Origin of the sequence: Pandoraea pnomenusa (assembly GCF_040391475.1) — a bacterium.
GTDB classification, from domain to species: Bacteria; Pseudomonadota; Gammaproteobacteria; order Burkholderiales; family Burkholderiaceae; genus Pandoraea; species Pandoraea pnomenusa_C.
Map to the genome: position 1 here is coordinate 405,016 of NZ_JBEBXS010000001.1, position 26,663 is coordinate 431,678.

20 protein-coding genes and 1 tRNA gene are annotated in these 26,663 nt (G+C 62.5%); 11 read left to right on the top strand and 10 right to left on the bottom strand.

The window, feature by feature from the left end; all coding sequences use genetic code 11:
- Positions 1-2: 2 nt before the first annotated feature.
- From ABWO90_RS01675 to ABWO90_RS01695, 5 genes are all read right to left on the bottom strand, one after another.
- Positions 3-2,603 carry a DEAD/DEAH box helicase gene (locus ABWO90_RS01675; protein WP_353189452.1) on the bottom strand — a complete coding sequence of 867 codons (2,601 nt, stop codon included), beginning with the start codon at positions 2,601-2,603 and terminating at the stop codon, positions 3-5.
- 3 nt (positions 2,604-2,606) lie between these two features.
- The gene (locus tag ABWO90_RS01680; RefSeq protein ID WP_353189453.1) at positions 2,607-4,706 is read right to left on the bottom strand and encodes a site-specific DNA-methyltransferase; all 2,100 of its coding nucleotides are present in this window, start codon (positions 4,704-4,706) and stop codon (positions 2,607-2,609) included.
- A gap of 29 nt (positions 4,707-4,735) precedes the next feature.
- Positions 4,736-5,308, bottom strand: a complete 573-nt coding sequence (locus ABWO90_RS01685) for a recombinase family protein (RefSeq protein ID WP_353189454.1) — start codon at positions 5,306-5,308, stop codon at positions 4,736-4,738.
- Positions 5,309-5,769: 461 nt separating this feature from the next.
- On the bottom strand, positions 5,770-6,774 hold the full coding sequence (locus tag ABWO90_RS01690) for a tyrosine-type recombinase/integrase (RefSeq protein WP_353189455.1): 1,005 nt from the start codon (positions 6,772-6,774) through the stop codon (positions 5,770-5,772).
- 188 nt (positions 6,775-6,962) lie between these two features.
- A tRNA-Leu gene (locus tag ABWO90_RS01695) sits at positions 6,963-7,049 on the bottom strand.
- Positions 7,050-7,354: 305 nt separating this feature from the next.
- Here ABWO90_RS01695 and hpnD point away from each other — a divergent pair.
- A complete protein-coding gene (hpnD, locus tag ABWO90_RS01700; protein WP_353189456.1) occupies positions 7,355-8,230 on the top strand; it encodes a presqualene diphosphate synthase HpnD in 876 nt (291 codons plus the stop codon).
- 4 nt (positions 8,231-8,234) lie between these two features.
- On the opposite strand, the gene ABWO90_RS01705 is transcribed toward hpnD, so the two are convergent.
- The 3 genes from ABWO90_RS01705 to ABWO90_RS01715 form a co-directional block, all read right to left on the bottom strand.
- Positions 8,235-9,452: a DUF1501 domain-containing protein gene (locus tag ABWO90_RS01705; protein ID WP_353189457.1), complete on the bottom strand. Its 1,218-nt coding sequence runs from the start codon at positions 9,450-9,452 to the stop codon at positions 8,235-8,237.
- A gap of 100 nt (positions 9,453-9,552) precedes the next feature.
- On the bottom strand, positions 9,553-11,100 hold the full coding sequence (locus tag ABWO90_RS01710; RefSeq protein WP_502922530.1) for a DUF1800 domain-containing protein: 1,548 nt from the start codon (positions 11,098-11,100) through the stop codon (positions 9,553-9,555).
- Between the two features lie 279 nt (positions 11,101-11,379).
- Positions 11,380-11,691 carry a hypothetical protein gene (locus ABWO90_RS01715; RefSeq protein WP_353189459.1) on the bottom strand — a complete coding sequence of 104 codons (312 nt, stop codon included), beginning with the start codon at positions 11,689-11,691 and terminating at the stop codon, positions 11,380-11,382.
- Between the two features lie 169 nt (positions 11,692-11,860).
- Here ABWO90_RS01715 and ompR point away from each other — a divergent pair, with 169 nt between their 5' ends.
- From ompR to ABWO90_RS01735, 4 genes are all read left to right on the top strand, one after another.
- The gene (gene ompR, locus ABWO90_RS01720; protein WP_010808867.1) at positions 11,861-12,586 is read left to right on the top strand and encodes an osmolarity response regulator transcription factor OmpR; all 726 of its coding nucleotides are present in this window, start codon (positions 11,861-11,863) and stop codon (positions 12,584-12,586) included.
- Between the two features lie 194 nt (positions 12,587-12,780).
- Complete coding sequence (locus ABWO90_RS01725) at positions 12,781-14,121, top strand: ATP-binding protein (protein ID WP_353189460.1); 1,341 nt, start codon at positions 12,781-12,783, stop codon at positions 14,119-14,121.
- Positions 14,122-14,356: 235 nt separating this feature from the next.
- Positions 14,357-14,905 (top strand): peroxiredoxin, encoded by a 549-nt coding sequence (locus ABWO90_RS01730; RefSeq protein WP_353189461.1) that lies wholly within the window; start codon positions 14,357-14,359, stop codon positions 14,903-14,905.
- 59 nt (positions 14,906-14,964) lie between these two features.
- Positions 14,965-15,492, top strand: a complete 528-nt coding sequence (locus tag ABWO90_RS01735) for a carboxymuconolactone decarboxylase family protein (protein ID WP_353189462.1) — start codon at positions 14,965-14,967, stop codon at positions 15,490-15,492.
- A 148-nt stretch (positions 15,493-15,640) separates the two neighbouring features.
- Here the strand turns inward: ABWO90_RS01735 and ispF are convergent, their stop codons facing one another.
- Positions 15,641-16,162: a 2-C-methyl-D-erythritol 2,4-cyclodiphosphate synthase gene (gene ispF / locus ABWO90_RS01740; RefSeq protein WP_353189463.1), complete on the bottom strand. Its 522-nt coding sequence runs from the start codon at positions 16,160-16,162 to the stop codon at positions 15,641-15,643.
- A gap of 107 nt (positions 16,163-16,269) precedes the next feature.
- Positions 16,270-16,992 carry a 2-C-methyl-D-erythritol 4-phosphate cytidylyltransferase gene (ispD, locus tag ABWO90_RS01745; RefSeq protein WP_353189464.1) on the bottom strand — a complete coding sequence of 241 codons (723 nt, stop codon included), beginning with the start codon at positions 16,990-16,992 and terminating at the stop codon, positions 16,270-16,272.
- Between the two features lie 109 nt (positions 16,993-17,101).
- On the opposite strand from ispD, the gene mfd reads away from it, so the two are divergent.
- The 6 genes from mfd (at position 17,102) to ABWO90_RS01775 (ending at position 26,580) form a co-directional block, all read left to right on the top strand.
- Positions 17,102-20,566 carry a transcription-repair coupling factor gene (gene mfd, locus ABWO90_RS01750; protein WP_353189465.1) on the top strand — a complete coding sequence of 1,155 codons (3,465 nt, stop codon included), beginning with the start codon at positions 17,102-17,104 and terminating at the stop codon, positions 20,564-20,566.
- A 196-nt stretch (positions 20,567-20,762) separates the two neighbouring features.
- Entirely contained in the window at positions 20,763-21,980 is a 1,218-nt protein-coding gene (gene argE, locus ABWO90_RS01755) for an acetylornithine deacetylase (protein WP_353189466.1), read from the top strand.
- 330 nt (positions 21,981-22,310) lie between these two features.
- Positions 22,311-23,597, top strand: coding sequence for an MFS transporter (locus ABWO90_RS01760; RefSeq protein ID WP_353189467.1), 1,287 nt, complete (start codon positions 22,311-22,313; stop codon positions 23,595-23,597).
- Positions 23,598-23,696: 99 nt separating this feature from the next.
- On the top strand, positions 23,697-24,722 hold the full coding sequence (locus ABWO90_RS01765; RefSeq protein WP_353189669.1) for a pyridoxal-phosphate dependent enzyme: 1,026 nt from the start codon (positions 23,697-23,699) through the stop codon (positions 24,720-24,722).
- 117 nt (positions 24,723-24,839) lie between these two features.
- Entirely contained in the window at positions 24,840-25,865 is a 1,026-nt protein-coding gene (locus ABWO90_RS01770; protein ID WP_353189468.1) for an ornithine cyclodeaminase family protein, read from the top strand.
- Between the two features lie 148 nt (positions 25,866-26,013).
- Positions 26,014-26,580, top strand: coding sequence for an isochorismatase family protein (locus tag ABWO90_RS01775; RefSeq protein WP_353189469.1), 567 nt, complete (start codon positions 26,014-26,016; stop codon positions 26,578-26,580).
- The last annotated feature ends 83 nt before the right edge of the window (positions 26,581-26,663 follow it).

The window sequence follows — 26,663 nt, forward strand, 5'->3', positions numbered from 1 at the left end:
GATCACTGATAGTCACCTGCCAGCCAGCTGCTGAACAACCCTTCGGCATCATCGGCGGCGGCAATCGCAACCTGTACTTCCTGGCGTTTCAAGTCGAGCACCCGCAGCTTGTCACTACCCTTCACCTGGGCAATGGATTCGATCCGACGATAGGCACCGGCATGGTTGGCTGCATACAGGGCTAAGCCTTGCAGCTTGACCAGCGCGTCGCTCAAGTGCAGTCCGTGCGGATCAACCAGATCAACGACAAGGGAGCCATCCCCCTGCGTGGCAAAGAACAGAAAGTCCGGGCGAACAATTCCGTACTGCCCCGATTTCTCATAGGCGATACCCAGCGACGCCTGCCCAGGCTGCTGTGGATTGCGATACCAGAACGAAAACCCCGGCTTTGCCGATTCAGTCTCGACGACCGTCCGCTCCCAGTCATTCAGTTCAGCGGGGTACTTGCCGGCCTCGTTGCACAGCAAGTGGCCATCCCAGACCGGGAGCACTCTCACCTTGCCGTTTTCGTTCGCCTTGGTCGCCTCATAACGTGCTTCGGGCTTGAGCAAGCCCACGTCCTGCGGCTCCGTGCTCATTTCGATGATCTGCCTGTAGGACTCCCGTCGATCATCGCTTAGCGCCTTGATCTCCGCCCCATACTTGGCCAGCCAGTCCTTCGCCAGCTTATCAGCCGCGGCATCAAAATAAGCCTGCGCCTCCATCACCAGCCCCAAACCAGCAACGGTTACGCGGGCTTCCATGATGGCCTCAAGAAAGCCTTCCGGGTCTTCGTCGCGGTCGGCTTCCTGACTCGCCAGATGGTCAACATACGAATGGGCAATCGCCGGGCTGAAGATGCGCGCCGCACGACGGTAGGCATCGTCAATGACTGCCACATCTGCATCTTCCCAGAATTTCTCCAGACTCCGGCCTTGGCCCAGCATGTCTGCTTTCACGGTCTTGCCGTCCACAACCAATACGGACTGCCGCTTGGCCTTGATCTTACCGTCGTTGTCGGCCTGAAACGCATCCAAAGCTGCGTGCATCTCGGCATGTGCTAGTCCACCTGCGCCGGACAGAATATCGTCCGACGCCAACTCGTGCGCTAACGCGGTCAACCTGACTGCTGGCTTGGCACCTCGTTGCGGGCGCGTTTGTGACGGCAACGCCTCGAACGCTTCCCATATCGCAGGCGCGACTGCAGGGTTCGGCAGCACCTCAATATAGTCGATCAACACACGCCCAGGCGTTGCCGCCTCATTGCCGGTTGTCAGCTCATCGACCACCTGCTCCACGGCCTTGCGATTGAATCTCGGCAATAAGCAATCCACCGAGTTCAGGCGGTCATTGCCGGGGATACGGCGGGCCAGCGGCGAACGTACCAAACGACCCAGCAACTGCGTGATGTGCGTCTTGTCGCTGGCCGCACGGAACGACACCATGACCTCGGCGCGCGGGCAATCCCAGCCGGTGCTGATAGCATCCTTGGCAATCAGCACCCGCACCCACGTCGATTCCTGAACCCGCTGCGGCTCGATGTAGGGCACGTCCCGGTTACCGAAGCGCTGCGTGGTGTGCTCCCCGAAAACGTGCGCCACGCTGGCAGAGGGCAAATCAGGGTAGCGCTCGAAAATGGTATCCAGGGCCCGCCCGATTTCATCGGCGTCAGGCGTGTTGGGAACCTGCAAAACCATCAACGGCACGACAACATGCGCTTCCTGTTGCTGCTTGGAATAAGCGTCCCACGCAAGACTGGATTCCTTCAATTTATCGGTCGCACGCCGCACCAGCACGGTATCGAAATCGCCAACATTGTCTGGAACATCCAGCAGGATGGTGTCCTTGATCAGGCCGGACTCCTGCACTTTAGACGCATCAACTTCTACGTTGGGCAGCTTGATATGCTTGCCTGCCGACTCAACCGCCTTGTTGAACCGCTCGACCGTTGCCGAAATACCCCAAACCGCCGGGATACCGGGCACGCTGCCCACGCCATTGATTAGCCGCTGGACGATAGTGCTCTTGGCGCTCTGACTGGCTGCTGTCTGCGCGCCCATGCCACGGTGCGCCTCATCCAGCACCAGGTAAAGCGTCAAATCCGGGTCTTCAATGGTGTTCTGAATGGTGTCCCAAATCGTGTAGGCCCGCAGGTCAGGCCGCATGTCCGGGAAGGTACCGTCCAGCATAGCGGCCATCTCTTCAGGGTCATGGCCACGCACCAGCAGGCTGTTCTTGCTGAGTTTCTGGGTGTTAAGAAAATAGATTTTCCCCGCCTGAAATTTTGGCCTGTTGAAGGTGTTTTCCACCACTATCAGGTCGGTGTAATTGATGCGGTCACTGGCCTCGATAAAGCGAAATCTGGTCTGCTCGTTCAGCGAAGGATCGTCGCTGAACCAAATCACCACCGCTCCGGGGTCGGCATCAAAGCTGAACTCATCGTCACCATGAAACAGCGCCTCAAACGTGGCGGCGGCCATCACAGTCTTGCCCGCACCGGTCACCGCAGTAAGCGAAAATGCTGTTCTATCAGCCTCGCCATGCCATAGGCGGCGAGCCTTGCCCAAGTTATTCAATGAGTCGCGGACGGCGTCGCGCTGATAGTCTTTGAGCGTGAACTTCATCCGTCACTCTCCGTTGGTGAAGCTGAAATTGGTCAGATACGATTCGTACAAGCGCACCGGCTCGACGCCATCAGGCAAGCGCTTAGCAATGGCCTGAAAGCGGCGGTCGTCATCGGTGACGATATAGGCAATGCGGATTTCAGCGGCGTTGCCCAGCGCCTTGATAAAAGGTGTGGCCGCATCCACATTATTGAGCAAGCCATAGGCGTCTACTACCGCCCAACCAACGCTGGCCAGCGTATCTATACGGTTACCCCGCGCCCCGGCTCGCAGCCACAGCAATGGTGCAATCCGGTTGAACGCCAGGTTGTAATTGACCGACACCGGCGTCTCATAGGTCAACGTGAAGAACTCGGCGTTTTCCTCGAAACCATCGGCCATCGGAAACTCATCGGTGAACTTATAGTCACCCTTGATCGGAGCACCGTCCGGCGTCTTGCCGGTGATTGCCGCAGCCACACGTGGCTTAGTTATGTAATCGCAGATCCCATACTTTTCCCATTCCGCATCGCCAGGACGCAATTCTTTTTTACGCAGTTCCTTTTGTTCCTCCGCACCAACTTCGTTATTGGTAACGCAAATACACTGACGATTTCCTCCATCCTGCTTATTGAGTCGCATCACCGCATGTGCGGTCGTGCCCGAGCCCGAGAAAAAATCAAGAATTATTGCGTTCTTATTGTTTTCTACGAATAGCCGCAACGAGTCTTCAACTACGTATAAAGACTTAGGAAAAGGAAAAGACCTTGTTGGCAACAGCGCTCCTAAAATTTTCTTTCCGTGGTCGGGCGCACTATGCCTGCTTTCTGTCCACACCGTCGTTGGCCGCGTCGTTTTTCCGCTAGGCGCGATGACAATCTTTGTACCATCTTCTCGAATACCCGATACGACATACTCTCCAGACTCAACCTTGCTAATCGCAGGCGCGGTAAGGTAAGAAATTGCATATGGCTGGAGTGAGTTCGTGCGACTTGCCCGAGCGAAACCACCACGCACCGCACGCATGAGGCTGGGGCCGGTAAGTCCCCACTCCATCTCGATTCCATCATCGCGGACAGGAAAAACCGCAACGACCCCAGGAGGGGTTTTAATACTCTCGCGTGGCACATCACGAGCCAATGGCTCGCCAACGCCCTTTATCCTCGAAGTGATCGGATCGACAAAAACCGGATAAAACTGTCGAGGGCGATGGCCCCGTGTAGATTGCTCATCTGATCGCCGCAAATAAGGCCAACGAACGGTCAGCCCCTGCGAATCACTCACAGCTATTCCAGAAACAGTGGATTCTCCGATCAGAACAAAATAAGCGAACTCATCCACCCTGGCGAACATGTCGGGGCGAGACGCTCCTTTGGGATTTGTCGTGATCGACACCATTTGAATCCGAGCTTCAGGAAATACTTGTTCCAGCAGCAGCCCCAACCGCAGATATTCCTTCTCATCAATAGTAACGATCAGGACTGAATTCACCGGACTCAGCAGTTTCCTCGCAATTAACAAGCGTCGCTCCATCATCGCCAGCCATTTGCTATGACGGTACAGATCATCGCCTTCGACGTAGTCGTTGTTATATTTCCAGTCCTTTGCCCCAGTGTTATACGGCGGGTCGATGTAGATCGCATCCACCTTACCCCGGTGCGTATAGGTCAATGCCTTGAGGACATGGTAGTTCTCACCATTGATGACTGTGTGGCAGGGTTTGTCGCCACCACGCTGCACCTTGCCGGTACTGACCAGGCCCGGATAGATGGTGTCGCGGAACTCGGCCACTACCACCAGATCATCCACCGCCACGGTCTGCGTTTCGATCTCTGCCGCACCCAGCAACTCCAGGTCAGCCAATTTCTTCGTCTTGTGGATCGACTTCACCTGCCACAGCCGCTGATCCCCCTTTCGGGTTGTGCCACGTTCCGGCAATACACGAACCTTGTCGCCCTTCCGTATCGGGCGCAACGGCAGTTCTACCGCTTCGGGGCTATGCCGTTCGAAGTTTAAGCCAAAGGGAAGGCGCGAAGAGAGAATCTTGAATTCTCGATCTAACTCAGCCCCCAGGGCCGAATCTTTGGCTTTTGCCTTGGCAATCAAATCAGTCAGTCTGGACACGAAAACTTTTTCTCTCTTTTGTTTCTTCGCTATTGATGACGTGGCGGCACGACACCGCAATGCTTGTAAATCGTGGTTCGAGACACGCCATAGCGGCGAGCCACGTCCGCCACCTGAATATCGGGGTCACGCAACAGGGCTTTGATCTCTCTCACCTGCTGTTCGTCCAGCTTCGGCTTGCGACCACCGGCGCGACCTCGGGCACGCGCTGCGGCCAAACCGGCTTGCGTCCGCTCACGGATCAAGCCACGCTCGAACTCAGCCAGCGCTGCGAACACATGGAAAATCAGCTTGCCCGCCGCGCCGCCGGTTTCGATCTTTTCCGTCAAGCTTTCAAAGCCGATGCCACGCTGCTCCAGATCGGTCACGATCTGCACCAGATCAGGCAGGCTGCGCCCGAGCCGATCCAGCCGCCACACCACCAGGGTGTCCCCTGCCCGCAGCGCCTTACGGCACTGTTCAAGTTCCGGCCGCGATGTATTCTTGCCACTGGCCGCTTCTTCGTAGATCACGCCGCATCCAGCCTGCTGGAGCGCGTCGCGCTGCAGGTCTAGGTGCTGATCATCAGTCGATACGCGGGCGTATCCTATGCGTTGATTCATGGACGCATCCAGGACATTGAAAACTTGACGTCGATATTAACACTCGTAGGCGGCTTTCACGAACACAAAGTGCGCCAATTTGATCTGTTCAGAAAACCACCGTTTGATGGACACATTCCGAGCTGTACGCCATCCTGCATACGAATAGCATGAAGTTGACTATAAGTGGAAAGAAACCCGAGCACGTGTTTGCAGACAGCGCGCCGGCTGTGCCTCCGCGCGGCTCTGCTCCCCTGATGGGTAGTGGGCATTGACCTGGGGGTGTGGTCGTGGCCTCCGCGTGGCCACTTCCAACTCGTGAGCGGTCATAGCAAACCGGGTCCCCAATTTGACCGCGATGGGTCGGAAGCGGGCGTTCCCAGCGATACCGAAACGCCCACACCCCCTTTGACTTTGGAGGGGCAAGATGAGTCACGACTTTGAGGAAAGTGCAGTGGTAGGCTCAAAGCCTTCCGACGTGGTTACCCGAGGCGGCTTGCGATATCTGTCGCAGTAGCGTTGTAGTACGTCATTAGCTCCGAGATGTTCCTATGGCCGGTCATCCTCGCCAAATCCAGCGGCTGTAGCTTTTTCGCTAACCGCGTAATGGCCTCGTGACGGGTATCGTGAAACGTCACATCTGGGATCTGCGACCTGTCTCGCGCCTTTCGGAACAGCGCATCACGGCTCGACGTAGACAGCGCGAACAGTGACTCGCCTTTGGGCACTGCTGGAAGCATCTTCAGAAGTTCAATCGCCCGGGAGGACAATGGCACATTACGCGCGGTGCCGTTCTTGGTCATGGGTAGTCGTGCGAACTTGCCTTTGTAGTTCACTGACGAGGCAGTGAGTGACAGGATTTCGCTAGAGCGCATGGCCGTTTCTATCGCGAAGAGGAATGCCACCGCCACTCGCTGGATCGGCGTTTCTACCGGCTGCCCCTCTTCGTACCCCATGCTTGCGAGCAGCGACTCGATTTCCTCTTCCGAAATCAATCGTTCGCGACCAGGAGGATCCGGCGGGCGCTTTACTTCCGCCATCGGGTTCGTCACGAGCCAGCCCCACTCCTTCCGGGCAACCAAAAACGCATGCGACATCAACGACATTTCGCGTGACGTTGACGAACCCGAAACCTCGCGCAGTCGCGTGTCGCGCCATGCCGCGATATGACTCGGGCGGAGATCCGCGAGCTTTATGTCTGCAAACTTGCGCCCGTTAATTTCCCGACTACCGATCAATGGCAAACGCAACTTTTCCCACCTCGCCCCGCGCTTCGTAGGGCTCACCTTGAGCTCGTACTCCCGAAGTACGTCGCCGACTGTCAAGGTCTTGCTACCGAAACCGTCTGCAATCGACCGTAGCTCCGTCTCTCGTTTCGCACTCCACGCCGTCGCTGCGGCCTTCGTATCGAACGTTCCACTGTCGCGCACGCCATTGTGCTTTACCTGTGCTCTCCAACCTCTAGAAGTCTTCGTAATCGATGCCATTTTGTGGGGCCGAGTTGGGGCCCCGATGGGGCCGACGCATCGATTTTAGGTTCGGAGAGGTGAGATTTTTCGTCTTGGACGAACAATCAGAATCGACGCGAAAATCCCGCCTCGCCTTATTCGGCAAGCGTTTGCGAGATATTGCGGGAAGAAGTGAGACCTACGAAACCGATGCCAAAACGGGGAGTTGGTGCGAGGAAGGGGACTCGAACCCCTACACCCTTTCGGGCGTCAGGACCTAAACCTGGTGCGTCTACCAATTTCGCCATCCTCGCAGCCCGTGGGCGTCGGTCACCTGGGTAAGGGACGACATCCCGGCATCGGGTCGACAACATGCGTCCTGTCGGACATGAAAAAGGGCGACTCGTCGCCACCCCGGTGCATGCGTCAAAGCAGGCAGGCATTCTACACGAAGTGATTTTCACCGGCAAATTCCAAGCGTCGCGCCAGCCCTCCCGACGCCTTCCGCCCGGCATTCCCCCCCGCAATGCTAGAATTCGCACCAATTCATGGCTTCTGCCCCGACTGCGCGCCCGCGCACCCACGTCCAGGCACCTGACCAAACCGATACCCCATTCGCATGCAGCCCCACGAGACCGCCGATACCCCACCCGGCTCCCCCACCAGCCCCGCGCAAGCCAACGAATACTGCCGCCAGAAAGCAGGCCCGCCCGGCTCCGCCCTCTACTACGCGCTGCTCCAGTTGCCGCCGTCGAAGCGCGATGCCGCCTACGCAGTCCACGCCTTCTGCCAGGAAATCGCCGATATTCATGCCGCCGTCCATGACCCCAGCGTCGCGCATGCCAAACTCGACTGGTGGCGCCAGGAACTCGCACGCCTGTTCGCCGGCGCACCCGCTCACCCCGTCACGCGCGCGCTCGCGCCAGTCGTCAACGACACCGGATTGAGCCGCGCCGCCTTCGAAGCCGTCCTGCATGGCGCCGAGATGGATCTCTCCCAGATGCGCTATCTCGACTTCGCCGGCCTCTCGCATTACTGCGACGCCGCCGGCGGCGCCCCCGTCGAACTCGCCTCGCACGTCTACGGCTTCGACGACCCGGCAACACCCGCCCTCGCCCGCGCACTCGGCCATGCCATCACGCTCGGCCGCCGTGTCACCGATGCCGGCGTGGATGCCCGCGCCGGTTATGTCTACTTCCCCATCGACGAACTCCAGCGCTTCGGCGTTACCGCCGCCGATCTGCAAAACGGCAAATACTCGCCCGCCTTCGTCGAACTGATGAAGTTCCAGCACGAGCGCGCACGGCAAGCGATCACGCAAGCCGCCAACGCCATCCCCAAAGCGGATCGCCGCAAGCAAAAACCACTGCTCGCCCTCGCCGCCTTGCAACTCGCGTTGATGGATGAAGTCGCCGCAAGCGACTATCAGGTACTTCACCAGCGCATCGATCTCACGCCGCTGCGCAAGTTCTGGAAAGCCTGGCGCGCTCGCTGAAACCTCAAGCGCGCAACACGTCCAGTGGCTTGAATGTCCCGCCCAACACGGGCTGCGCATTCACCCCCCACCAGCGCTGCAGTACCGTCGCATAGATGTCGCGAAAATCGACGGCGAACGGCAGATTGCCATTCCCGTCGAGCCGATCGAGTCGTGGCACCTCGCCGTACAGACCTCCACGAACGCGACCGCCCGCAATGAAGTGTGGCGCCACCGTACCGTGATCCGTGCCATTGCTCTGGTTCTCGCGCGGACGCCGTCCGAATTCCGCATAGGTCACGATCATCGTCGACTGCCAGCGTCCCAGCTCGGTCAGCCCCGAGCGCAACGCCATCATTCCCTGCGCCAACTGACGCAACAGATTCGCCTGTTGCCCCGGCTGATTCTGGTGCGTGTCGAAACCGTTGAGCGTCAGACGCAACACCGCAACGCCACGCCCCGGCTGTGGCACGCCCGTCGGTGAATCGGCCGCCGCGACCACCTGCAACGCCGTCTTCACCACGTTCCCGAACGCTCCCGCAGGCATCGGCGTGCGCAACACGTATTGCCCCTGACGCGGACGCAACCCGTCTGCCGCCTTCACGATATCGTTCTCCACCTGCAGCACATGCGCCAACGCCGGATTGCCAACCCGCGCCGCATTCGCCGAGGCGAGGTTCGCCTCGCGCAAGAACTGCGCAGGATTCGTCAGCGTGACCGCTCGTGCGCCACCACTCAGCGGCCCAAGCTCCGCACTGCCGACAATCACGCCATCGGCGTCGAATCCCGATGGCACCGCCTGCGCCGCGAACGCCCGCGACAACCAGCCGTCTCGCAGATATTCGTCCGAACGCGACGCCGTGTTCCAGATCTCGATCGACCGGAAATGCGACAAGTTCGGCTGCGGATACCCCACTCCCTGCACGATCGCCAGCTCGTTCGCCTGCCACATCGGCAAGAGCGCACGCATCTCCGGATGCAGACCGTTGTGCTCGTCCAGTTGCACCACCTGCTCCCGCTTGACACCAATGTTCGGGCGCAAGCTCGCATACATCGGATCGGCGTAGGGAATGACGGTATTCAGCCCGTCGTTCCCGCCCTTCAACTCGATGAGGATCAGCAGGTTGCCGTAGTTGCCGGGCAGCGCACCAGACAACTCGCGCGCTGCGGCGAACACCGGCATCGGCGTCAGCCATGCCGCGCCAAGCCCACCAGCAAAAGTCAGAAAATCGCGTCGACGCATTTCACACCTCTCATGGCTCGCCCGACATCATCCGTGCACAGGCTACGCCGCATGCCATCTCTTTCGTTCCCGTTGCTTTCGCTCGCCTCGTCCCTGCGCTTCACTTCAACTGGTATGCAGGGTCCATCAGCAACGCCTGCAAATACGCCGCGCTGTTATCACCCAGCGTCTGTGGCGCGGCGGGCGCGAACGGCAATACGGCACGCTGCAAAGCCTCTCGCGACGCCGCATCCGGGACATCCACCGGCCCCAGCGCATACGGTTGCAACCATCGCGACAAGTCGAAGCGAACACCCGCCACAGTCCTCGGCGTCGCGGGTGCCGGCTGCATCGCAATGCGCTGAATACCGGCACGCGCAGACATCGAGACGGGCGCCATCATCGAAGGCCCGCCTGCGTTTGCCTTTTCCGTCGCCCGGAACATGCGCTCGACGAACTGCTTGCGCGCCAGTAGCGTGGTGCTGTCGATCCACGCGTCGCCGCCCGGCCAACCTTTGACATTCGGCGGACGAAACAGGTCCTGCCCAAGCACTCGCATCTGTTGCGCGAGCATCTGCGGATCGTCATACCCGATGTCGAACGCGCGCACGGTGTCCGTCACGAATTCGGAGGGGGATTTGACCAAGGTGCCGCGCGATTTCGCGTCCCAGAACGCGGGCGTCAGCAGCAAAGCGCGCATGACCGTGCGGATGTCGTAGCCGCTCTCACGGAACGCATCGGCCACGCGCGTCGCCTGCGCCGCGTCAGGCGTTGGCGACACGAACTCGCGCCACAGTTTGCCGGTAATGAATGTCGCGGTCTCCGGACGCGCCAGCAACACGTCGAGCATCTGATCGCCGTCGAAGTCGCCCGTCTGATTCAGAACGGTCTTCGTGCCCGCATCGTGCACGTTCGGACGCCAGACATAAGTCATCGTCGGCCGGTCGATACCCCAGCCCGTATACGCCCGCGCAGCTTCGCGCACGTCCTGCTCGGTGTAATGCCCTTCGCCGAGCGTGAACAACTCCATCACCTCGCGCGCGAAATTCTCGTTCGGACGCCCCTTCCGACTGGCCGCTCCATCGAGATAGATGAGCATGGCCGGGTCTTTGGACACCGCGTGCAACAGCGTGCCGAAATTGCCCAACGCGTTTGCGCGCAGCAGTACGTTCTGCCGGTACAGCGCGACGGGCTCGCGCACCTTGTCGTCGCTCGAGACGAAATGGTTGTGCCAGAACATGGTCATACGCTCGGTCAGCGGCGACGGCGTGGTGGCCATCTCCTGCGCCCACCATGCCGACAGCGACGCCGCCATCCGGTTGCGACGCTGATTGAGCTCGCGCTTCTGATCGTCTGTCATGTTCTTGACGGGCACACCATACAGCGGCGGTTCGGCCGTCCAGCCGGGCGGCGCGCTCACTGCCGCACGACGCGTTTCGTCGAGCAATCGATCGACGGCCTGGGCTCGCGTCAACCCGACAAATGGGGCCAGTTCGCGCGCGTCAGGCGCATAGCCGGTGCGGGTGAGGAGATAGCGGGCGTCGTCGGCCGAAAGCGAACGCGTCGAGACATCAACCGACGCCCCCGCGCCACGCGACACCGGCCGCGCCGCATGCGTCACGCCCTTGTGCTTCACGTCGGCCGCATGCACCGCCAGCGGTAACGCCATCGTCATCGCGGCCACCAGGCCCGAGAGCACGGGAATGCGTCCCGGCTTCACTATCCCCTTCGCCCCCCTGCCCCGCGGGCGTGCCGTCGGAACGATGCCGCCCGAGGCATCCTCCCGCTCGCAGGCACAAAAAAAGCCAGCGTCGGCAGAGGCTGGCGGATGTCGATTCGGCTTCATGAGACGCTCGCGTCAAAGTGACTTCACTGGCGTTTTTAGGAGAAGCGTCGGGTGGCGTTGGGCTGACCGGTCATGCCGGCGCACGGCCACCTCGCAGGTCGTCTAGTGACTATATAGCTCGCGCACGGCGTCCTGAATATGCTGACGCAGCAATCGGCGGTCATCCGCCGACATATGACCGTTCGGACGGCGCTGCGGCGCGGCATTCGAGGGATCGTCGCCACGATGCTCGGCCGTCGGACTACTCGCCGGTGCGTTCTTCGACGGCGCCGGAGCGGCCCGCTGAACCTTGGAAATGTTCGCGCCGTGCGATTGCGTACTGAAATGCGCTACGGGACGGGCATAGGTCACGCCCAGGTGTCCCCAGAGCATGATTCCCCCGAACAGTAACGTCAACTCAGCAGCCCATCTCATCTTTTGCGTGTGTCCTTCATGCCATGCGGCACGTTTTCGCCCTGGCAGGGGTGCAAGTGTACCCAGTGCCTATGGTCAGCGCACAAGCCGTAGGGTAAATTGTGTAACCCTTTGTAACCCGCTTTGGCGGCCTCCTCAGTTCGCAACATTTCGGGCTAAGATACGTGGCATGGAAAACAAAAACTCTCCCAAAATTCTGGTTGTCGACGACGATCCGCGCCTGCGCGACCTGCTGCGTCGTTACCTCGGGGAACAGGGTTTCAATGTCTTCGTGGCTGAAAACGCGACGGCCATGAACAAGCTGTGGGTGCGCGAGCGTTTCGATCTGCTCGTGCTCGACCTGATGCTCCCCGGTGAAGACGGTCTCTCTATTTGTCGCCGTCTGCGTGGCGCCAATGACCGCACGCCGATCATCATGTTAACGGCCAAAGGCGAGGATGTCGACCGAATCGTCGGCCTCGAGATGGGTGCCGACGATTATCTGCCGAAGCCCTTCAATCCGCGCGAACTCGTCGCCCGTATTCATGCCGTGCTGCGCCGTCAGGCACCGCCCGAACTCCCCGGTGCACCCAGCGAAACAATGGAGACGTTCGAGTTCGGCGACTTCGCCCTGAACCTCGCCACGCGCACGCTCACCAAGAACGGCCAGGAAATCGCCCTCACCACGGGCGAATTCTCCGTACTGAAAGTCTTCGCCCGTCACCCGCGTCAACCGCTGTCCCGCGAAAAGCTGATGGAACTGGCGCGCGGACGCGAATACGAAGTGTTCGACCGCAGCCTGGACGTGCAGATCTCGCGTCTGCGCAAGCTCATCGAACCGGATCCGGGCAGCCCTCGCTTCATTCAGACGGTGTGGGGCCTCGGCTATGTCTTCATTCCGGACGGCGGCGCGTGATCGTCCGCGCTCACGTCTCACGCGGTAAAACGACGCCGGTCGCGACGCCTTCGCGCACCGGCGTTGTGCCTTGTCCAACACCGCGCCTGAAGCCGAAGCACCCGATGCCGCACTTCGTCATTCACCCGAGCGCCCCCGATGCGGGGCGCCGGGACTGCCGGCAGCCCCGAATCACGCACTAGCGGAGCAACCCCATGCATCCGATCCGGATGGTACGCGGGCTGTTCGGCGGTCTGTTCTGGCGTACTTTCTTTCTCATCGCCCTGCTGATCGGCGTAAGCCTGGCCGCCTGGTACCAGAGCTTCCGCGTGATCGAGCGCGAACCGCGCGCGCAGCGCGTCGCGCAACAGCTCGTCTCGATCGTCAAGCTCACGCGTACCGCCCTGCTCTATTCGGAACCCGACCTGCGTCGCGCGCTGCTGCAGGACCTCGAGAGCAACGAAGGCATTCGCGTATATCCGCGCGAACCCGCCGACAAGGTCGAGAAACAACCCGGTGGCGTGGTGCAGGACCTGATCGTGCGCGACGTGCAGCGGCGCCTAGGTACCGACACGGTCATCGCCGCCTCGGTCAACGAAATCCCCGCGATGTGGATCAGCTTCAAGATCGATGAAGACGACTACTGGGTCGCCATCGAGCAGGACCGCATCGATACGGCCACCGGCCTGCAACTGTTCAGTTGGGGGACGTTCGCACTCGCGCTCTCGCTGATTGGTGCGGCCTTCATCACAGCCCTCGTGAACCGGCCATTTGCGCGACTGGCGCACGCCGCTCGCGCCATCGGTGCCGGCCATCGCCCCGATCCGCTACCCGAGCGCGGCATGGGCGAGGCCGCCGAAGCCAATCGAAGTTTCAATCAGATGGTGCAGGAGCTCGACCGTCTGGAAGCCGACCGCGCGCTGATGCTCGCCGGCATCTCGCACGATCTGCGCACGCCGCTCGCTCGTCTGCGGCTGGAAACGGAGATGAGCCCGTCGGAAGAGTCGGTCAAGCGCGACATGATCAGCGATATCGAACAGATGGACGAGATCATCGGCCGCTTCCTCGATTACGCTCGCCCCGCCTCGCGCATGATGCAGTCGCTCGATCTGTCCGACATCGTGCGCGACACCGCAGCCGCCTTCGAGGGTCGTGAAGACCTGAAATTGAGCATCGAACTCGCCGACGGCGCGCCGGTTCTCGCCGAGCGCACCGATCTCAAGCGCCTGCTCACGAACCTGATCGAGAACGCCCGGAAATACGGGCGCGACGCCGAGACGGACATCGCCAACGTGCACATCGTCACGCGCGTGATCGGCGAGCGCGTGGAAATGCGCGTGCGCGATACCGGCCCCGGTATCCCCGAGGAACAGCTCGGCCTCGTCTTCCGTCCGTTCTATCGTGTCGACACCGCCCGCACGAAAGCCGACGGCACCGGCCTCGGCATGGCCATCGTTCAGCGCATCGCCAGCCGTTACAAAGGGCTCGCCACGCTGCGCAATGTCCGCCCCGGCACCGGCCTTGAAATCACGGTGTCATTTCCGCTTGCTAAATAGGTGTCGTCGAGACGAAATTTGGCTATGCTCAAGACTTGTCCCGCGCCCTTCGCGCAAAATCCTATCGACGGGATTTGATTTAACTATCCCCTGCATAAATACAAACTATTGCTATCATTAATTCGATAGCGTATACTGCTTTAGTTGACCGGGATCGTCAGATCCCGGTCAGTTGCCAGTTGCGATGTCCCCTGCGATATCTCGACATAAACCGCACTAATTTAGGAGTCAATCGATGAAGACTGTCGGCGATAAACTCGAAGCGTTCTCGGTCGAAGCGGCCAAGCCTGGTTTCAACAACCACGAAGAAAACGGCGTGTCGGCTTTCGAAACGATCACGGAAGCGTCGTTCCCGGGCAAGTGGAAGGTGATCTACTTCTACCCGAAGGATTTCACGTTCGTGTGCCCGACCGAAATCGTTGAGTTCGGCAAGCTGGCCAACGACTTCGCCGATCGCGACGCTGTCCTGCTGGGCGGCTCGGGCGACAACGAATTCGTGAAGCTCGCATGGCGCCGTGAACACAAGGACCTGAACAAGCTGAACCACTACTCGTTCGGCGACACGACCGGCGCGCTGATCGACCAGCTCGGCGTGCGTGACCATGCTGCCGGCGTGGCACTGCGTGCAACGTTCATCGTGGATCCGGACAACGTCATCCAGCACGTTTCGGTCAACAACCTGAACGTCGGCCGTAACCCGGAAGAAGTCCTGCGTATTCTGGACGGTCTGCAAACGGACGAACTCTGCCCGTGCAACCGTGCCGTTGGCGGTGCAACGCTGTAAGCGTCGTCTCGAAGCCCGCGCGAGCGGGCTTTTTCAGCCCCAAGCAATAGGAGAAATTTATGGAATTCATCACCGCGATTAAGGCCCAGATCCCTGACTATGCCAAGGACATCCGCCTGAACCTCGACGGCACCATTGCCCGCTCCTCGCTGGAAGGCAACGACGCCGTCGGTGTGGCTCTCGCAGCCGCCTTCGCCGCCAAGTGCCAGCCGATCGTCAAGGCGATCCGCGAAGCCGGCGTGCTGGCCCCCGAAGAGCTCGAAGGCGCGTTGACCGCAGCCGCGCTCATGGGCATGAACAACACGTGGTACCCGTATCTCGAGATGGCCGACAACGCCGACCTCAAGAACGAGAAGGCCCAACTGCGCATGAACGGCTACGCCACGCGCGGCGGCGTCGATCAGCGACGCTTCGAAATGTACGCACTGGCCGCGTCCATCATCGGCAAGTGCCACTTCTGCGTGAAGTCGCACGCTCACCTGCTCGAAAAGGAGCACGGCATGAGCACGGCGCAACTGCGTGACGTCGGTCGTATCGCCGCCGTCATCAACGCCGCAGCGCAGGTGATTTCCGCCGAGGCCGCCTAAGCGTCGCGAGCCACGCGACGTGGCGTGACGCCCCCGTCAGTCGCCATCGTCGCCACAAAAAACAAAACGGCGCTACCGGACCAACCGGTAGCGCCGTTTTGCCGTCTGGCGGCGCCATCGCTCGCGACGGCCCCCTGACTGCAGTGACTCACCGCGCGACGAGCAACGCCGCCGCCTGCGCCTCAATCCCTTCCTGACGGCCGAGGTAGCCCAGCTTCTCGTTCGTCTTGGCCTTCACGTTGACCTGACCGACAGTGACGCCCAGGGCATCGGCAATCGACTGTGTCATGGCCGCGATGTGCGGCGCGAGCTTCGGCGCCTGCGCGATCACCGTGCAGTCGACGTTGACGATCTCGTAGCCCTGCTCGCGCACGCGACGCATCGCTTCCTTGAGCAACACGACGCTGTTCGCGCCCTTGAACGTGGGGTCGGTGTCGGGAAAATGACGACCGATGTCGCCAAGTGCCGCCGCGCCGAGCACGGCATCGGTAATGGCGTGCAGGAGCACGTCGGCGTCCGAGTGGCCGAGCAGACCGCGCTCGAACGGGATCGTGACGCCACCCATCACGAGCGGACGGCCCGGCACGAGCGCGTGGACGTCGTAGCCCTGACCAATACGGAGCTTGGACAACGCAGCGAGCGCGGAAGAGGAAACAGCTTGTTCAGTCATAGAGATCGCCAATTGCGAAAAACGGAGCGTCGAATCATTGATGCTCGCCCCCGCCCGGCAAGGGCAACGGGGCGATCAAGCAGGCCTTTGCCAGCCTTATACCAGTCTTATGCCGGCCGAGTCATGCCGAGAAACGCCTCGGCCAGCGCGAAATCTTCCGGATATGTCACCTTGAAGTTGCGCAGGCTGCCGCGAACGAGCTTCGGGGCATGCCCCATGCGTTCGATGGCGCTCGCCTCGTCGGTGACTTCGGCACCGGCAGCCAATGCGTCTTCCAGCGCGTGACGCAACATGCCGAGACGGAACATCTGCGGCGTTTGCGCCTGCCAGAGTCCGTCGCGCGACTCGGTGGCATGCACGGCGGGCAGTCCACCCGGCTCGCGCGGCGCGTCTTCACGCTTGAGCGTATCGGCCACGGGCAGCGCGAGAATACCGCCGACCGGATCGTCACGCAGCGCTTCGACCAGCGCGCGAATCAGCGCCGGCGTAATGCCCGGACGCGCGGCGTCGTGCACCAGTACCCAATCGCTGTCCTGCGCACCGAACTCGGTCAACGCCTGAATCCCGCCAAGCACCGACGCGTGACGCGACGGCCCGCCACAGCGGCGGACCGCGAAACGCAGCGTGCCGAAGCGCCGCCCGTCGAAATGGTTGTCGTCCGGCGCCAATACCAGCACGGTCTGGGCAAATTCCGAACAGGCATCGAACGCCGCGAGCGCATAGTGAAGCATCGGCCGTCCGCCGACGCTTCGGTATTGCTTGGGCACATCGGCCCCGGCGCGCACCCCGGCCCCGGCGCAGGGGATGACGGCAAAAAGTCGGTCGCTCACGATAAAACGCAGGTAAGGGTAAAGCGGGGATTTTATAATAGACGCTGACTGTCACGGGGCCCCATGCGAATGGAGCCCCGTGCTTTGCCATTTCTGCAACGTTTTTCCTATGTCATCCGCCAACGCCTCATCCCGTAATACCGTGCCTGTGCCGCTCGTGAAAGCGGGACAGCGTTACGCCTTCGCCGGCGTGCACGCGTCGAGCGACGCCCTGCTCATCGCCCGTTACTTCGAAGACAACCGCGAGCGCCTGCCGTTGCTCGCGGTCGTGTGCGCACAAGCCACCGACGCCCTGCGCCTGCAGCAGGAACTCAAGTGGTGCGCTCCCGAACTGCGCGTGCGCCTGCTGCCCGACTGGGAAACGCTGCCTTACGACACGTTCTCCCCCCATCAGGACCTCGTCTCCGAGCGACTGGCCACGCTGCACGACCTCGGCGAGAAACGCTGCGACATCGTGCTGGTGCCCGCCACCACGGCGCTCTATCGCATGGCGCCGGCGAGCTACATGGCGGCCTACACGTTCTTCTTCAAGCAAGGCGAACGGCTCGACGAGGCGCGTCTGAAGTCGCAGCTCACGCTGGCGGGCTACGAGCACGTGAGCCAGGTCATGCGGCCCGGCGAATACTGCGTGCGCGGCGGCCTGATCGACCTCTACCCGATGGGCTCTGCCCTGCCGTATCGTCTCGACCTGTTCGACGATACCGTCGACAGCATTCGCGCCTTCGATCCCGACACGCAGCGCAGCCTGTACCCGGTCAAGGAAGTGCGTCTGCTGCCCGGTCGCGAATTCCCGTTCGACGAGCCGGCCCGCACCGCGTTTCGCGGCCGCTGGCGCGAAGTCTTCGAAGGCGACCCCAGCCGCAGCCCGATCTACAAGGACATTGGCAGCGGCGTGCCCTCAGCCGGCATCGAGTACTACCTGCCGCTGTTCTTCGAAGAGACGGCCACGCTCTTCCATTACCTGCCCGAAGACGCTCAGCTCGTGTTCGTGGGCGATCTCGACGCGGCCATTTCCCGCTTCTGGAACGACACGCGCCAGCGCTACAACTTCCTGTCGCACGATCGCGAGCGTCCGGTGCTGCCGCCCGAGCAATTGTTCCTGCTCGACCAGGACTTCTTCGCGCTCGCCAAGCCGTTCGCACGCCTCACGCTGCCCACGCCCGGCGACGGCAGTTGGGCGATCCCGCTGCCGACGCTGGCGATCAATCGTCGCGCCGACGATCCGCTCGCCGCACTGCGCGCCTATCTCGCCCGCACCCCGGCCCGTGTGCTGCTGTGCGCCGATTCGGCCGGCCGTCGCGAAACGCTGTTGCAACTGCTGCACGACAACGACCTTCGCCCGGTGTCGGTCGAGTCGCTCGAGGACTTCCTGACGTCCGATGCCAGATTCGCCATCGGCGTCGCGCCGCTGGCGTCCGGCTTCCTGCTGCCGACGGAAGACCTCGCGTTCATCACCGAAAATGAACTGTACGAAGGCCTGGCACGCCGCGCCGGCAAGCGCCGCCAGGAGCAGGCGACGTCCGTCGATTCGATGGTGCGCGATCTGGCCGAGCTCAAGGTGGGCGATCCGGTCGTGCACAGTCAGCACGGTATCGGGCGCTATCAGGGCCTCGTGAGCATGGATCTCGGCGAGGGCGAAACCGAATTCCTGCACCTCGAATACTCGGGCGACAGCAAGCTGTACGTGCCTGTCTCGCAATTGCACCTGATCTCGCGCTACAGCGGCGCCGATCCGGATACCGCGCCGTTGCACGCACTCGGCTCCGGCCAGTGGGAGAAGGCCAAACGCAAGGCGGCCCAGCAGATCCGCGATACGGCGGCCGAGCTGCTCAATCTGTACGCCCGCCGCGCCGCGCGCTCGGGCTACGCCTTCGAGCTGTCGCCACGCGACTACGAGAAGTTTGCCGACAGCTTCGGCTTTGAAGAAACGCCCGACCAGGCCGCCGCCATTGCCGCAGTCATGGGCGACATGACCAGCGGCCGCCCGATGGATCGTCTGGTATGCGGCGACGTCGGCTTCGGCAAGACCGAAGTGGCCCTGCGCGCGGCGTTCATCGCCGTGCTCGACGGCAAGCAGGTCGCCCTGCTCGCGCCGACCACGCTGCTGGCCGAACAGCACGCTCAGACCTTCTCCGATCGCTTCGCCGACTGGCCGGTACGCATCGCCGAGCTTTCGCGCTTCAAGACGACCAAGGAAGTGAACGCCAGCGTGAAGGCGATCAACGAGGGGCAGGTCGACATCGTGATCGGCACGCACAAGCTGCTCTCGAACGATATCCAGTTCCAGCGCCTGGGCCTCGTCATCATCGACGAAGAGCACCGCTTCGGCGTGCGCCAGAAGGAAGCCCTCAAGGCCCTGCGCGCCGAAGTGGACATGCTCACGCTGACCGCCACCCCGATTCCGCGAACGCTGGGCATGGCCCTCGAGGGCCTGCGCGACTTCTCGGTCATCGCCACCGCACCGCAGAAACGTCTGGCCATCAAGACGTTCGTGCGGCGCGAGGAAGACGGCGTCATTCGCGAGGCCATGCTGCGCGAGCTCAAGCGCGGCGGCCAGGTCTACTTCCTGCACAACGAAGTGGAGACCATCGAGAACCGCAAGGCCCAGCTCGAGGAACTCGTGCCCGAAGCGCGCATCGTCGTGGCACACGGCCAGATGCATGAGCGCGATCTCGAACGCGTGATGCGCGACTTCGTGACGCAACGCGCGAACGTGCTGCTGTGCACGACCATCATCGAGACCGGTATCGACGTGCCGACGGCGAACACGATCCTGATGCACCGCGCAGACAAGTTCGGTCTTGCGCAGTTGCACCAGTTGCGCGGTCGCGTCGGGCGCTCGCACCACCAGGCCTATGCCTATCTGCTCGTACACGACCCGAAGGCGCTGACCAAGCAGGCCCAGCGGCGCCTCGAAGCGATTCAGCAGATGGAGGAACTCGGCGCAGGCTTCTACCTGGCCATGCACGATCTGGAAATTCGCGGCGCCGGCGAAGTGCTCGGCGACAAGCAGTCGGGCGAGATCCACGAGATCGGCTTCCAGCTCTACACCGACATGCTGGCCGACGCTGTGAGCGCGCTCAAGGCCGGCCGCGAGCCGGATCTCACCGCGCCGCTGGCCGCCACCACCGAGATCAACCTGCATGTCCCGGCCATCCTGCCGAGCGACTATTGCGGCGACGTTCAGGAGCGTCTCTCGCTCTACAAGCGACTGGCCAACGGCACGCATCCCGACGCGATCGACACCATTCAGGAAGAACTCGTCGATCGCTTCGGCAAGCTGCCGCAGCAGGCACAGGCGCTCATCGAGACCCACCGCCTGCGCCTGCTCGCCAAGCCGCTGGGCATCATCAAGATCGACGCCAGCGAAGAGGCCATCGCCCTGCAATTCGAGCCGACGCCCGCCGTCGACCCGATGCGTATCATCGAGCTGGTGCAAAAGCACCGTCACATCAAGCTCGCCGGGCAGGACAAACTGCGCATCGAAGTGAAACACGCGCAACTGACCGACCGCGTGCGGGCGATCAAGGAGACGTTGCGGGCGCTCGGTTCGCCCAACGCCAAGGCCGCCTGATCGGCTGCCTGGACCAGGAAAGTCGGGACCGATTTTCGGGCCGGATGGGCAGCACCGATCCGGCCCGATTCCCGCGAGGCAAGAATGGTTGTTCGTACAACCTTTTACCTCTAAATTATTTTTGAGTAAGATTTCCCGGTATCAATACGCATTACGCGTATTTACCCGTATCACTGAAAGATTCACGGAGATTCGAATGACAAGCGCTTCCCCCCAAGCTATCGCGCCGCAGGCCGCCAACGAGGCCCAACCGGCATCGCTCGACTGGATCACGAAGCTGGTCAGCATCGACACCACCAGCCGCGAATCGAACCTCGGCCTGATCGAAACGGTGCGCGACAGCCTGCAACAGGCGGGCGTGGAACCGTGGCTGTCCTACGACGCCACCAAGCGCAAGGCCAACCTGTTTGTCACGCTGCCGGCCGCCGACGGCAACACCCAGGGCGGCATCGTCCTCTCGGGTCACACCGACGTGGTGCCGGTCGACGGTCAGCCGTGGGACACCGATCCGTTCAAGCCGGTGGTTCGCGACGGCAACCTGTACGGCCGCGGCACGTGCGACATGAAGGGCTTTATCGGTTCGGTCATGACCATGCTGCCCGAAATGCGCGACGCCAAGCTCAAGACGCCGTTCCACTTCGCGTTCTCGTACGACGAGGAAATCGGCTGCGTAGGCGCGCCGGTCATGCTCGCCGAGCTGCGCGAGCGCGGTATTCGCCCCGACGGCTGCATCGTCGGTGAGCCGACCAGCATGCGCGTGATCGTCGCGCACAAGGGCATCAACGCCTACCAGTGCTGCGTGCGCGGCCATGCGGCACACTCGTCGCTCACGCCGAAGGGCTCGAACGCCATCGAATACGCAGCGCGCCTGATCTGTTACATCCGCGATCTGGCCGATCACTTCAAGCAGAACGGCCCGTTCGACGAACTGTTCGACGTGCCGTTCACCACGGCGCAAACGGGCACGATCTCGGGCGGCATCGCCCTGAACACGATTCCGGCCCTGTGCGAATTCGTCTTCGAATATCGCAACCTGCCGGGCGTCGATGCCGACGGGATCTTCCAGCGTATTCAGCAATACGCGCTGGACGAACTGGTGCCGAAGATGCAGAAGGAGCATCCGAACGCAGGCATCGAGTTCAAGAAGATCGCCGCCGCCCCGGCACTCGACGCCTCCGAACAGGACGCGATCACGCAACTCGTGCGTGCGCTGACCAAGGACACCGACAAGCGCAAGGTCGCCTATGGCACCGAAGCCGGTCAGTTCCAGTTGGCGGGCGTACCGTCGATCGTGTGCGGTCCGGGCAATATCGAGCAGGCGCACAAGCCCAACGAGTTCGTGTCGCTCGAACAGATCGCCCAGTGCGAGTCGTTCCTGCGCAAGCTCATTCGCAGCAACACCGTCGGCGCCTGACGGCCTGTGCGAGGCATCGTGAGCGTGCATGCTTCGCCGCTCACGCCGCTCACGCCGCCTCGCAACGACGCGACGTACCTCTCACCGGGTCGTGTTCCGCCAGCGGGATGCGGCCCGTTGCCTTGCCATGGTCGACCCGGCGTCCGCCAGTGACCCAGCGCAAGCGCAACGGCATCGGAACGAAGCATTCGCAGCACATGCAACACCTGCAGTACCGGCAACGCCGCAGCACGCAGTAGCAGACGCTCACGCAAGGGCGCACAGGACACCCATCCGCAAGATAACAATCACATAGCAAGTACCGCCAGACAGGTATTGGAGATCTCGCCCATGAGCGCAAGCGCAGCCCCCAACGCGACGGCCCCGTCCGCACGCACCACCCCGCACGCCTGGCGTGTGATCGTATCGGCCTCGATCGGTAATGCGCTCGAATGGTTCGATCTCGTGGTCTACGGCTTCTTCGCCGTGACCATCGCCAAACTGTTTTTCCCGACGGGCAACGACACGATTTCGCTGCTACTCACGCTCGGTACGTTCGGCGTGTCGTTCTTCATGCGTCCGCTGGGCGCCATCGTGATCGGCGCCTACGCGGACCGTGCCGGACGCAAGGCCGCCCTCACCCTCTCGATCCTGCTGATGATGGTCGGCACGCTGCTGATCGCCGTCATGCCGACGTACGCGTCGATCGGCGTACTGGCGCCGGTAGGTATCGTCATCGCCCGCATGGTGCAAGGCTTCTCGGCCGGCGGTGAATTCGGCAGCGCCACGGCGTTTCTCGCCGAACACGCCCCGCAACGTCGCGGCTTCTTCTCGAGCTGGCAGGTCGCTTCGCAGGGTCTCACGACGCTGCTGGCCGCCGGTTTCGGCGCCCTGTTGACCGGCAACCTGTCGGCCGAGGCAATGGCGTCGTGGGGTTGGCGTGTGCCGTTCTTCTTCGGCCTTCTGATCGGTCCGGTGGCGTACTACATTCGCCGCCGCCTCGACGAGACACCCGAGTTCCTCGACATCGAGCCGACGCAAAGCCCGCTGCGCGACACGTTCGCGAGCCAGAAGGAGCGCCTGCTGCTGGCCATCGGCGTGGTCGTGATGGCCACCGTGGCGACCTACCTCGTGCTCTACATGCCGACGTATGCCGTCAAGCAACTGGGCCTGCCGTCGTCGGCCGCGTTCTCGGCCGTGCTGCTCACCGGCGTGGTGCAGCTCATCGTCGCGCCGATCGTCGGTCACTGGTCCGACACGCACGGCCGCATCAAGCCGATGCTCGCGGCGGCCGTGGCGCTGCTGGTCCTCGTCTACCCGATGTTCCATTACCTCGACGCGAATCCGACGTTCGGCTCGCTCATGGTGTTCCAGATCGTGCTCGGCCTGCTGATGACGACGTACTTCGGCGCCCTTCCCGCCCTGCTCACCGAACTGTTCCCGGTGCAGGTGCGCACGACCGGCCTCTCGCTCGGCTACAACATCGCGGCGACCGTGTTCGGCGGCTTCGCACCGTTTATCATCACGTGGTTGATCGGCGCGACGGGCAACAAGCTCGCACCCAGCTTCTATCTGATTTTTGCCGCCCTCATCAGCATCACCGCGTTGCTGCGCAGCCGTAAGCTCGGTATGCGTTGATGCCTTGCAGGCAACAACGCTGCGCAGCACACATCGCTGATCGATGAGCATCGGCCCCGGGCAGCTTCCGTGCCGCCCGGGCCTCACTACTACGGAGACATAGTCCAAGTGACGCAAACCCACACCGAGACGCTCGACGGCCAGCCCGTACCGACCAGGGAAACCATTGCGGCCCTTCACGAGCAGCTCAAGCCCTACGTGCGCACCACGCCGGTGTTCACGCGCAACGACTTCCCGACGCTCGGCGACACGCGCGTCACGTTCAAGTACGAGCTGCTGCAGGCATCCGGCACGTTCAAGGCGCGCGGCGCGTTCTCCAATCTGCTCTCGCTCGACGACGCCCGGCGCAAGGCGGGGGTAACGTGCGTGTCCGCGGGCAACCACGCGGTGGCCGTCGCGTACGCCGCGCAAGCAATGGGCATCGGCGCCAAGACGGTGATGCTCAAGACCGCCAGCCCGGCGCGCTCGTCGCTGTGCCGCGAGTACGGTGCCGATCTGATTCTGGCGGAGAACGTGCACGAAGCGTTCGACACGGTCAAACGCGTGGAGCAGGAAGAAGGCCGCTACTTCGTCCACCCGTTCAACGGCTACCGTACGGTGCTCGGCACGGCCACGCTCGGCTACGAGTGGGCGCAGCAGGCACCGGATCTCGATGCCGTCATCATCCCGATCGGCGGCGGCGGGCTGATCTCCGGCGTGGCAACCGCCTTCAAGCTGTTCGCCCCGCACGTGAAGGTCTACGGCGTGGAACCGGCCGGCGCGGATGCGATGGCACAGAGTTTCGCCACCAACGGCCCGGTGAAGATGGGCCCGATGACCGGCATCGCCGACAGTCTCATGGCGCCGCACACCGAGTTGTACAGCTACACGCTGTGCCGCCGTCACATCGACGAACTGGTGACGGTGACCGACGACCAGATGCGCGCGGGCATGCTCACGCTGTTCCGCCAGCTCAAGCTGGCCGTGGAGCCGGCGTGCGCTGCCGCCACGGCTGCCCTGATGGGGCCGCTGCGCGACAAGCTCATGGGCAAGCGCGTTGGCGTGCTGCTGTGCGGTACCAATACCGATACGGCAACGTTCAATCGTCACATCGAAGCCGCGCTCGCGGCCGAGGCCAACGGCTGACGGGCGCTCGACGCCTCGCATGACCCACCAGACGCGACCCGACGGTCGCGTCTTCGCTTGGCCCTCCCGGCGCGCTCAGACATTCGCCAACGCCGGGCCATGCAACAAGGATCTCCTATGTCAGCTTCCTCGCCTTCCCCCGCCGTTCTGCTGCTCGACGCCGCGCAAATCGCCGCGCTCATGCCGGTAGCCGATGCGATTCCCGTCATGTCCGACATGTTCGCAGCGCTCGCACGCGAACAGATCCACCTGCCGCTGCGCCAGATCGTCCGCCCACCGGAAGCGCTCGGCGCGAAGGGCCTTCTGGGCATGATGCCCGCGTTCGTCGGCGCCACCGCGGGTGGCATGCCGGTCTACGGCGCCAAGGTCGGCACGTTCTTTCCCGGCAACAGTCAACTCGGAAAAGATCCGCATCAGGGGTGCGTGCTGTTGATGAGCGGCGAGACGGGCGAACTGCTCGCGGTCATGAACGCCGCCGAGATCACCGGCATTCGCACCGCCGGCGTGACCGGTCTGGCCACGCGCCTGCTCGCGCGCCACGACGCCACGCGTCTTGCGCTGATCGGCGCAGGGCATCAGGCGCACTGGCATCTCGCGGCGCTCGCCGCCGCACGGCCGTTGCAACATGTGCGCGTGGCGAGCCGCTCGCTGGCGTCCGCACAGGCGTTCGTCGACCTGGAGCAGCCGAACTACGGCTTTCGCCTGGAAGCTGCCGAGAGCGTCGAAGCCGCCGTGCGCGACGCCGACATCGTCGTGACCGTGACCAACACGACGGAACCGGTGCTGCAAGCCGGTTGGATCGCTCCCGGCACCCACGTCAACCTGATCGGCAGCAGCACGCCACGTCACCGCGAGGCCGACACCGCGCTCATGGCGCGCGCCGAATTGTTCGTCGACCGTCGCGAATCGACCGTCAACGAGTCGGGCGACTATCTCGCAGCTGCCGCCGAGGGCCGGATCGGACCGGAGGACCTGCTCGCCGAACTCGGCGAACTGGTCATCGGACGACACCCCGGTCGCACGAATGCCGAGACCGTCACGCTGTTCAAATCGCTGGGAATGGGCGCACAGGACGTGGCCCTTGCGGCTGCGCTCTACCAACGGGCAATGGCCGCCGGTGCCGGCAGCCAGGTCGCCATCTGACGCCTCCGGGCAGACCGCTTCGCGCCCCCGACGGCGCGAAGCATGGATGTCCGGATCCGTCCGGTTCCGGTCCGCTCTCGGTCTGTCGGACGCGGCACCCGAGCCGTAAGATGGCATCACTGTCACCTGACCTTACGGAGTCGTTTCCATGTCGCAAACGCAGACCCCCCAGGCTTCCCGCACCGCCCTGATCGTCATCGACGTGCAGGAGTCGTTCCGTCAACGCCCGTTCTGGCGTGAAGACGACCTGGCCGTGTACTTCGAACGCCAGCAGGCACTCATCGACGGCGCCGTTGCGCGCGGTGTGCCCGTGGTGCAGGTATTCCACGTCTCCGGCGGCCCGTTCGCGCGGGAATCGGGTTTCGTGCGCACGCTCGAAGAACTGCGCATCGCCCCGGCGTTCACCGTCGACAAGACGAAGCACAGCGCGCTGGCAGGTTCCACGCTCGGCGCCTGGCTCGTCAAGAACGGCATTTCGCGCCTGATCGTGTCCGGCATCCGCACCGAACAGTGCTGCGAGACGACGACCCGCGCGGCATCGGACGCCGGCTACGAAGTCGACTTCGTCACCGAGGCGACGCTCACGTTCCCGATGACGCATCCGGGCTCCGGGCGTGTGTTGTCGGTGGAAGCACTGAAGGAGCGCACGGAAACGGTGCTCGTCGACCGCTTCGCGCGTATCGTGACGGTTGAGGAAGCGCTCGCGGCCGTGTAATGTCGCCTCCGGGGCCGCAATCGTGGCCCCGGACCGCGTGCGTTCCACGGTCCGCTTTCGTGCCGCTTTCGTCCTGATTCCGT

Bases quoted from the DNA above. Each gene is read 5' to 3' on its own strand.
- ABWO90_RS01675 (WP_353189452.1), bottom strand. From the start codon at position 2,603: ATGAAGTTCACGCTCAAAGACTATCAGCGCGACGCCGTCCGCGACTCA.
- ABWO90_RS01685 (WP_353189454.1), bottom strand. From the start codon at position 5,308: ATGAATCAACGCATAGGATACGCCCGCGTATCGACTGATGATCAGCAC.
- ABWO90_RS01690 (WP_353189455.1), bottom strand. From the start codon at position 6,774: ATGGCATCGATTACGAAGACTTCTAGAGGTTGGAGAGCACAGGTAAAG.
- hpnD (WP_353189456.1), top strand. From the start codon at position 7,355: ATGCAGCCCCACGAGACCGCCGATACCCCACCCGGCTCCCCCACCAGC.
- ABWO90_RS01705 (WP_353189457.1), bottom strand. From the start codon at position 9,452: ATGCGTCGACGCGATTTTCTGACTTTTGCTGGTGGGCTTGGCGCGGCA.
- ABWO90_RS01710 (WP_502922530.1), bottom strand. From the start codon at position 11,100: ATGGCGTTACCGCTGGCGGTGCATGCGGCCGACGTGAAGCACAAGGGC.
- ABWO90_RS01715 (WP_353189459.1), bottom strand. From the start codon at position 11,691: ATGAGATGGGCTGCTGAGTTGACGTTACTGTTCGGGGGAATCATGCTC.
- ompR (WP_010808867.1), top strand. From the start codon at position 11,861: ATGGAAAACAAAAACTCTCCCAAAATTCTGGTTGTCGACGACGATCCG.
- ABWO90_RS01725 (WP_353189460.1), top strand. From the start codon at position 12,781: ATGCATCCGATCCGGATGGTACGCGGGCTGTTCGGCGGTCTGTTCTGG.
- ABWO90_RS01730 (WP_353189461.1), top strand. From the start codon at position 14,357: ATGAAGACTGTCGGCGATAAACTCGAAGCGTTCTCGGTCGAAGCGGCC.
- ABWO90_RS01735 (WP_353189462.1), top strand. From the start codon at position 14,965: ATGGAATTCATCACCGCGATTAAGGCCCAGATCCCTGACTATGCCAAG.
- ispF (WP_353189463.1), bottom strand. From the start codon at position 16,162: ATGACTGAACAAGCTGTTTCCTCTTCCGCGCTCGCTGCGTTGTCCAAG.
- mfd (WP_353189465.1), top strand. From the start codon at position 17,102: ATGTCATCCGCCAACGCCTCATCCCGTAATACCGTGCCTGTGCCGCTC.
- argE (WP_353189466.1), top strand. From the start codon at position 20,763: ATGACAAGCGCTTCCCCCCAAGCTATCGCGCCGCAGGCCGCCAACGAG.
- ABWO90_RS01760 (WP_353189467.1), top strand. From the start codon at position 22,311: ATGAGCGCAAGCGCAGCCCCCAACGCGACGGCCCCGTCCGCACGCACC.
- ABWO90_RS01770 (WP_353189468.1), top strand. From the start codon at position 24,840: ATGTCAGCTTCCTCGCCTTCCCCCGCCGTTCTGCTGCTCGACGCCGCG.
- ABWO90_RS01775 (WP_353189469.1), top strand. From the start codon at position 26,014: ATGTCGCAAACGCAGACCCCCCAGGCTTCCCGCACCGCCCTGATCGTC.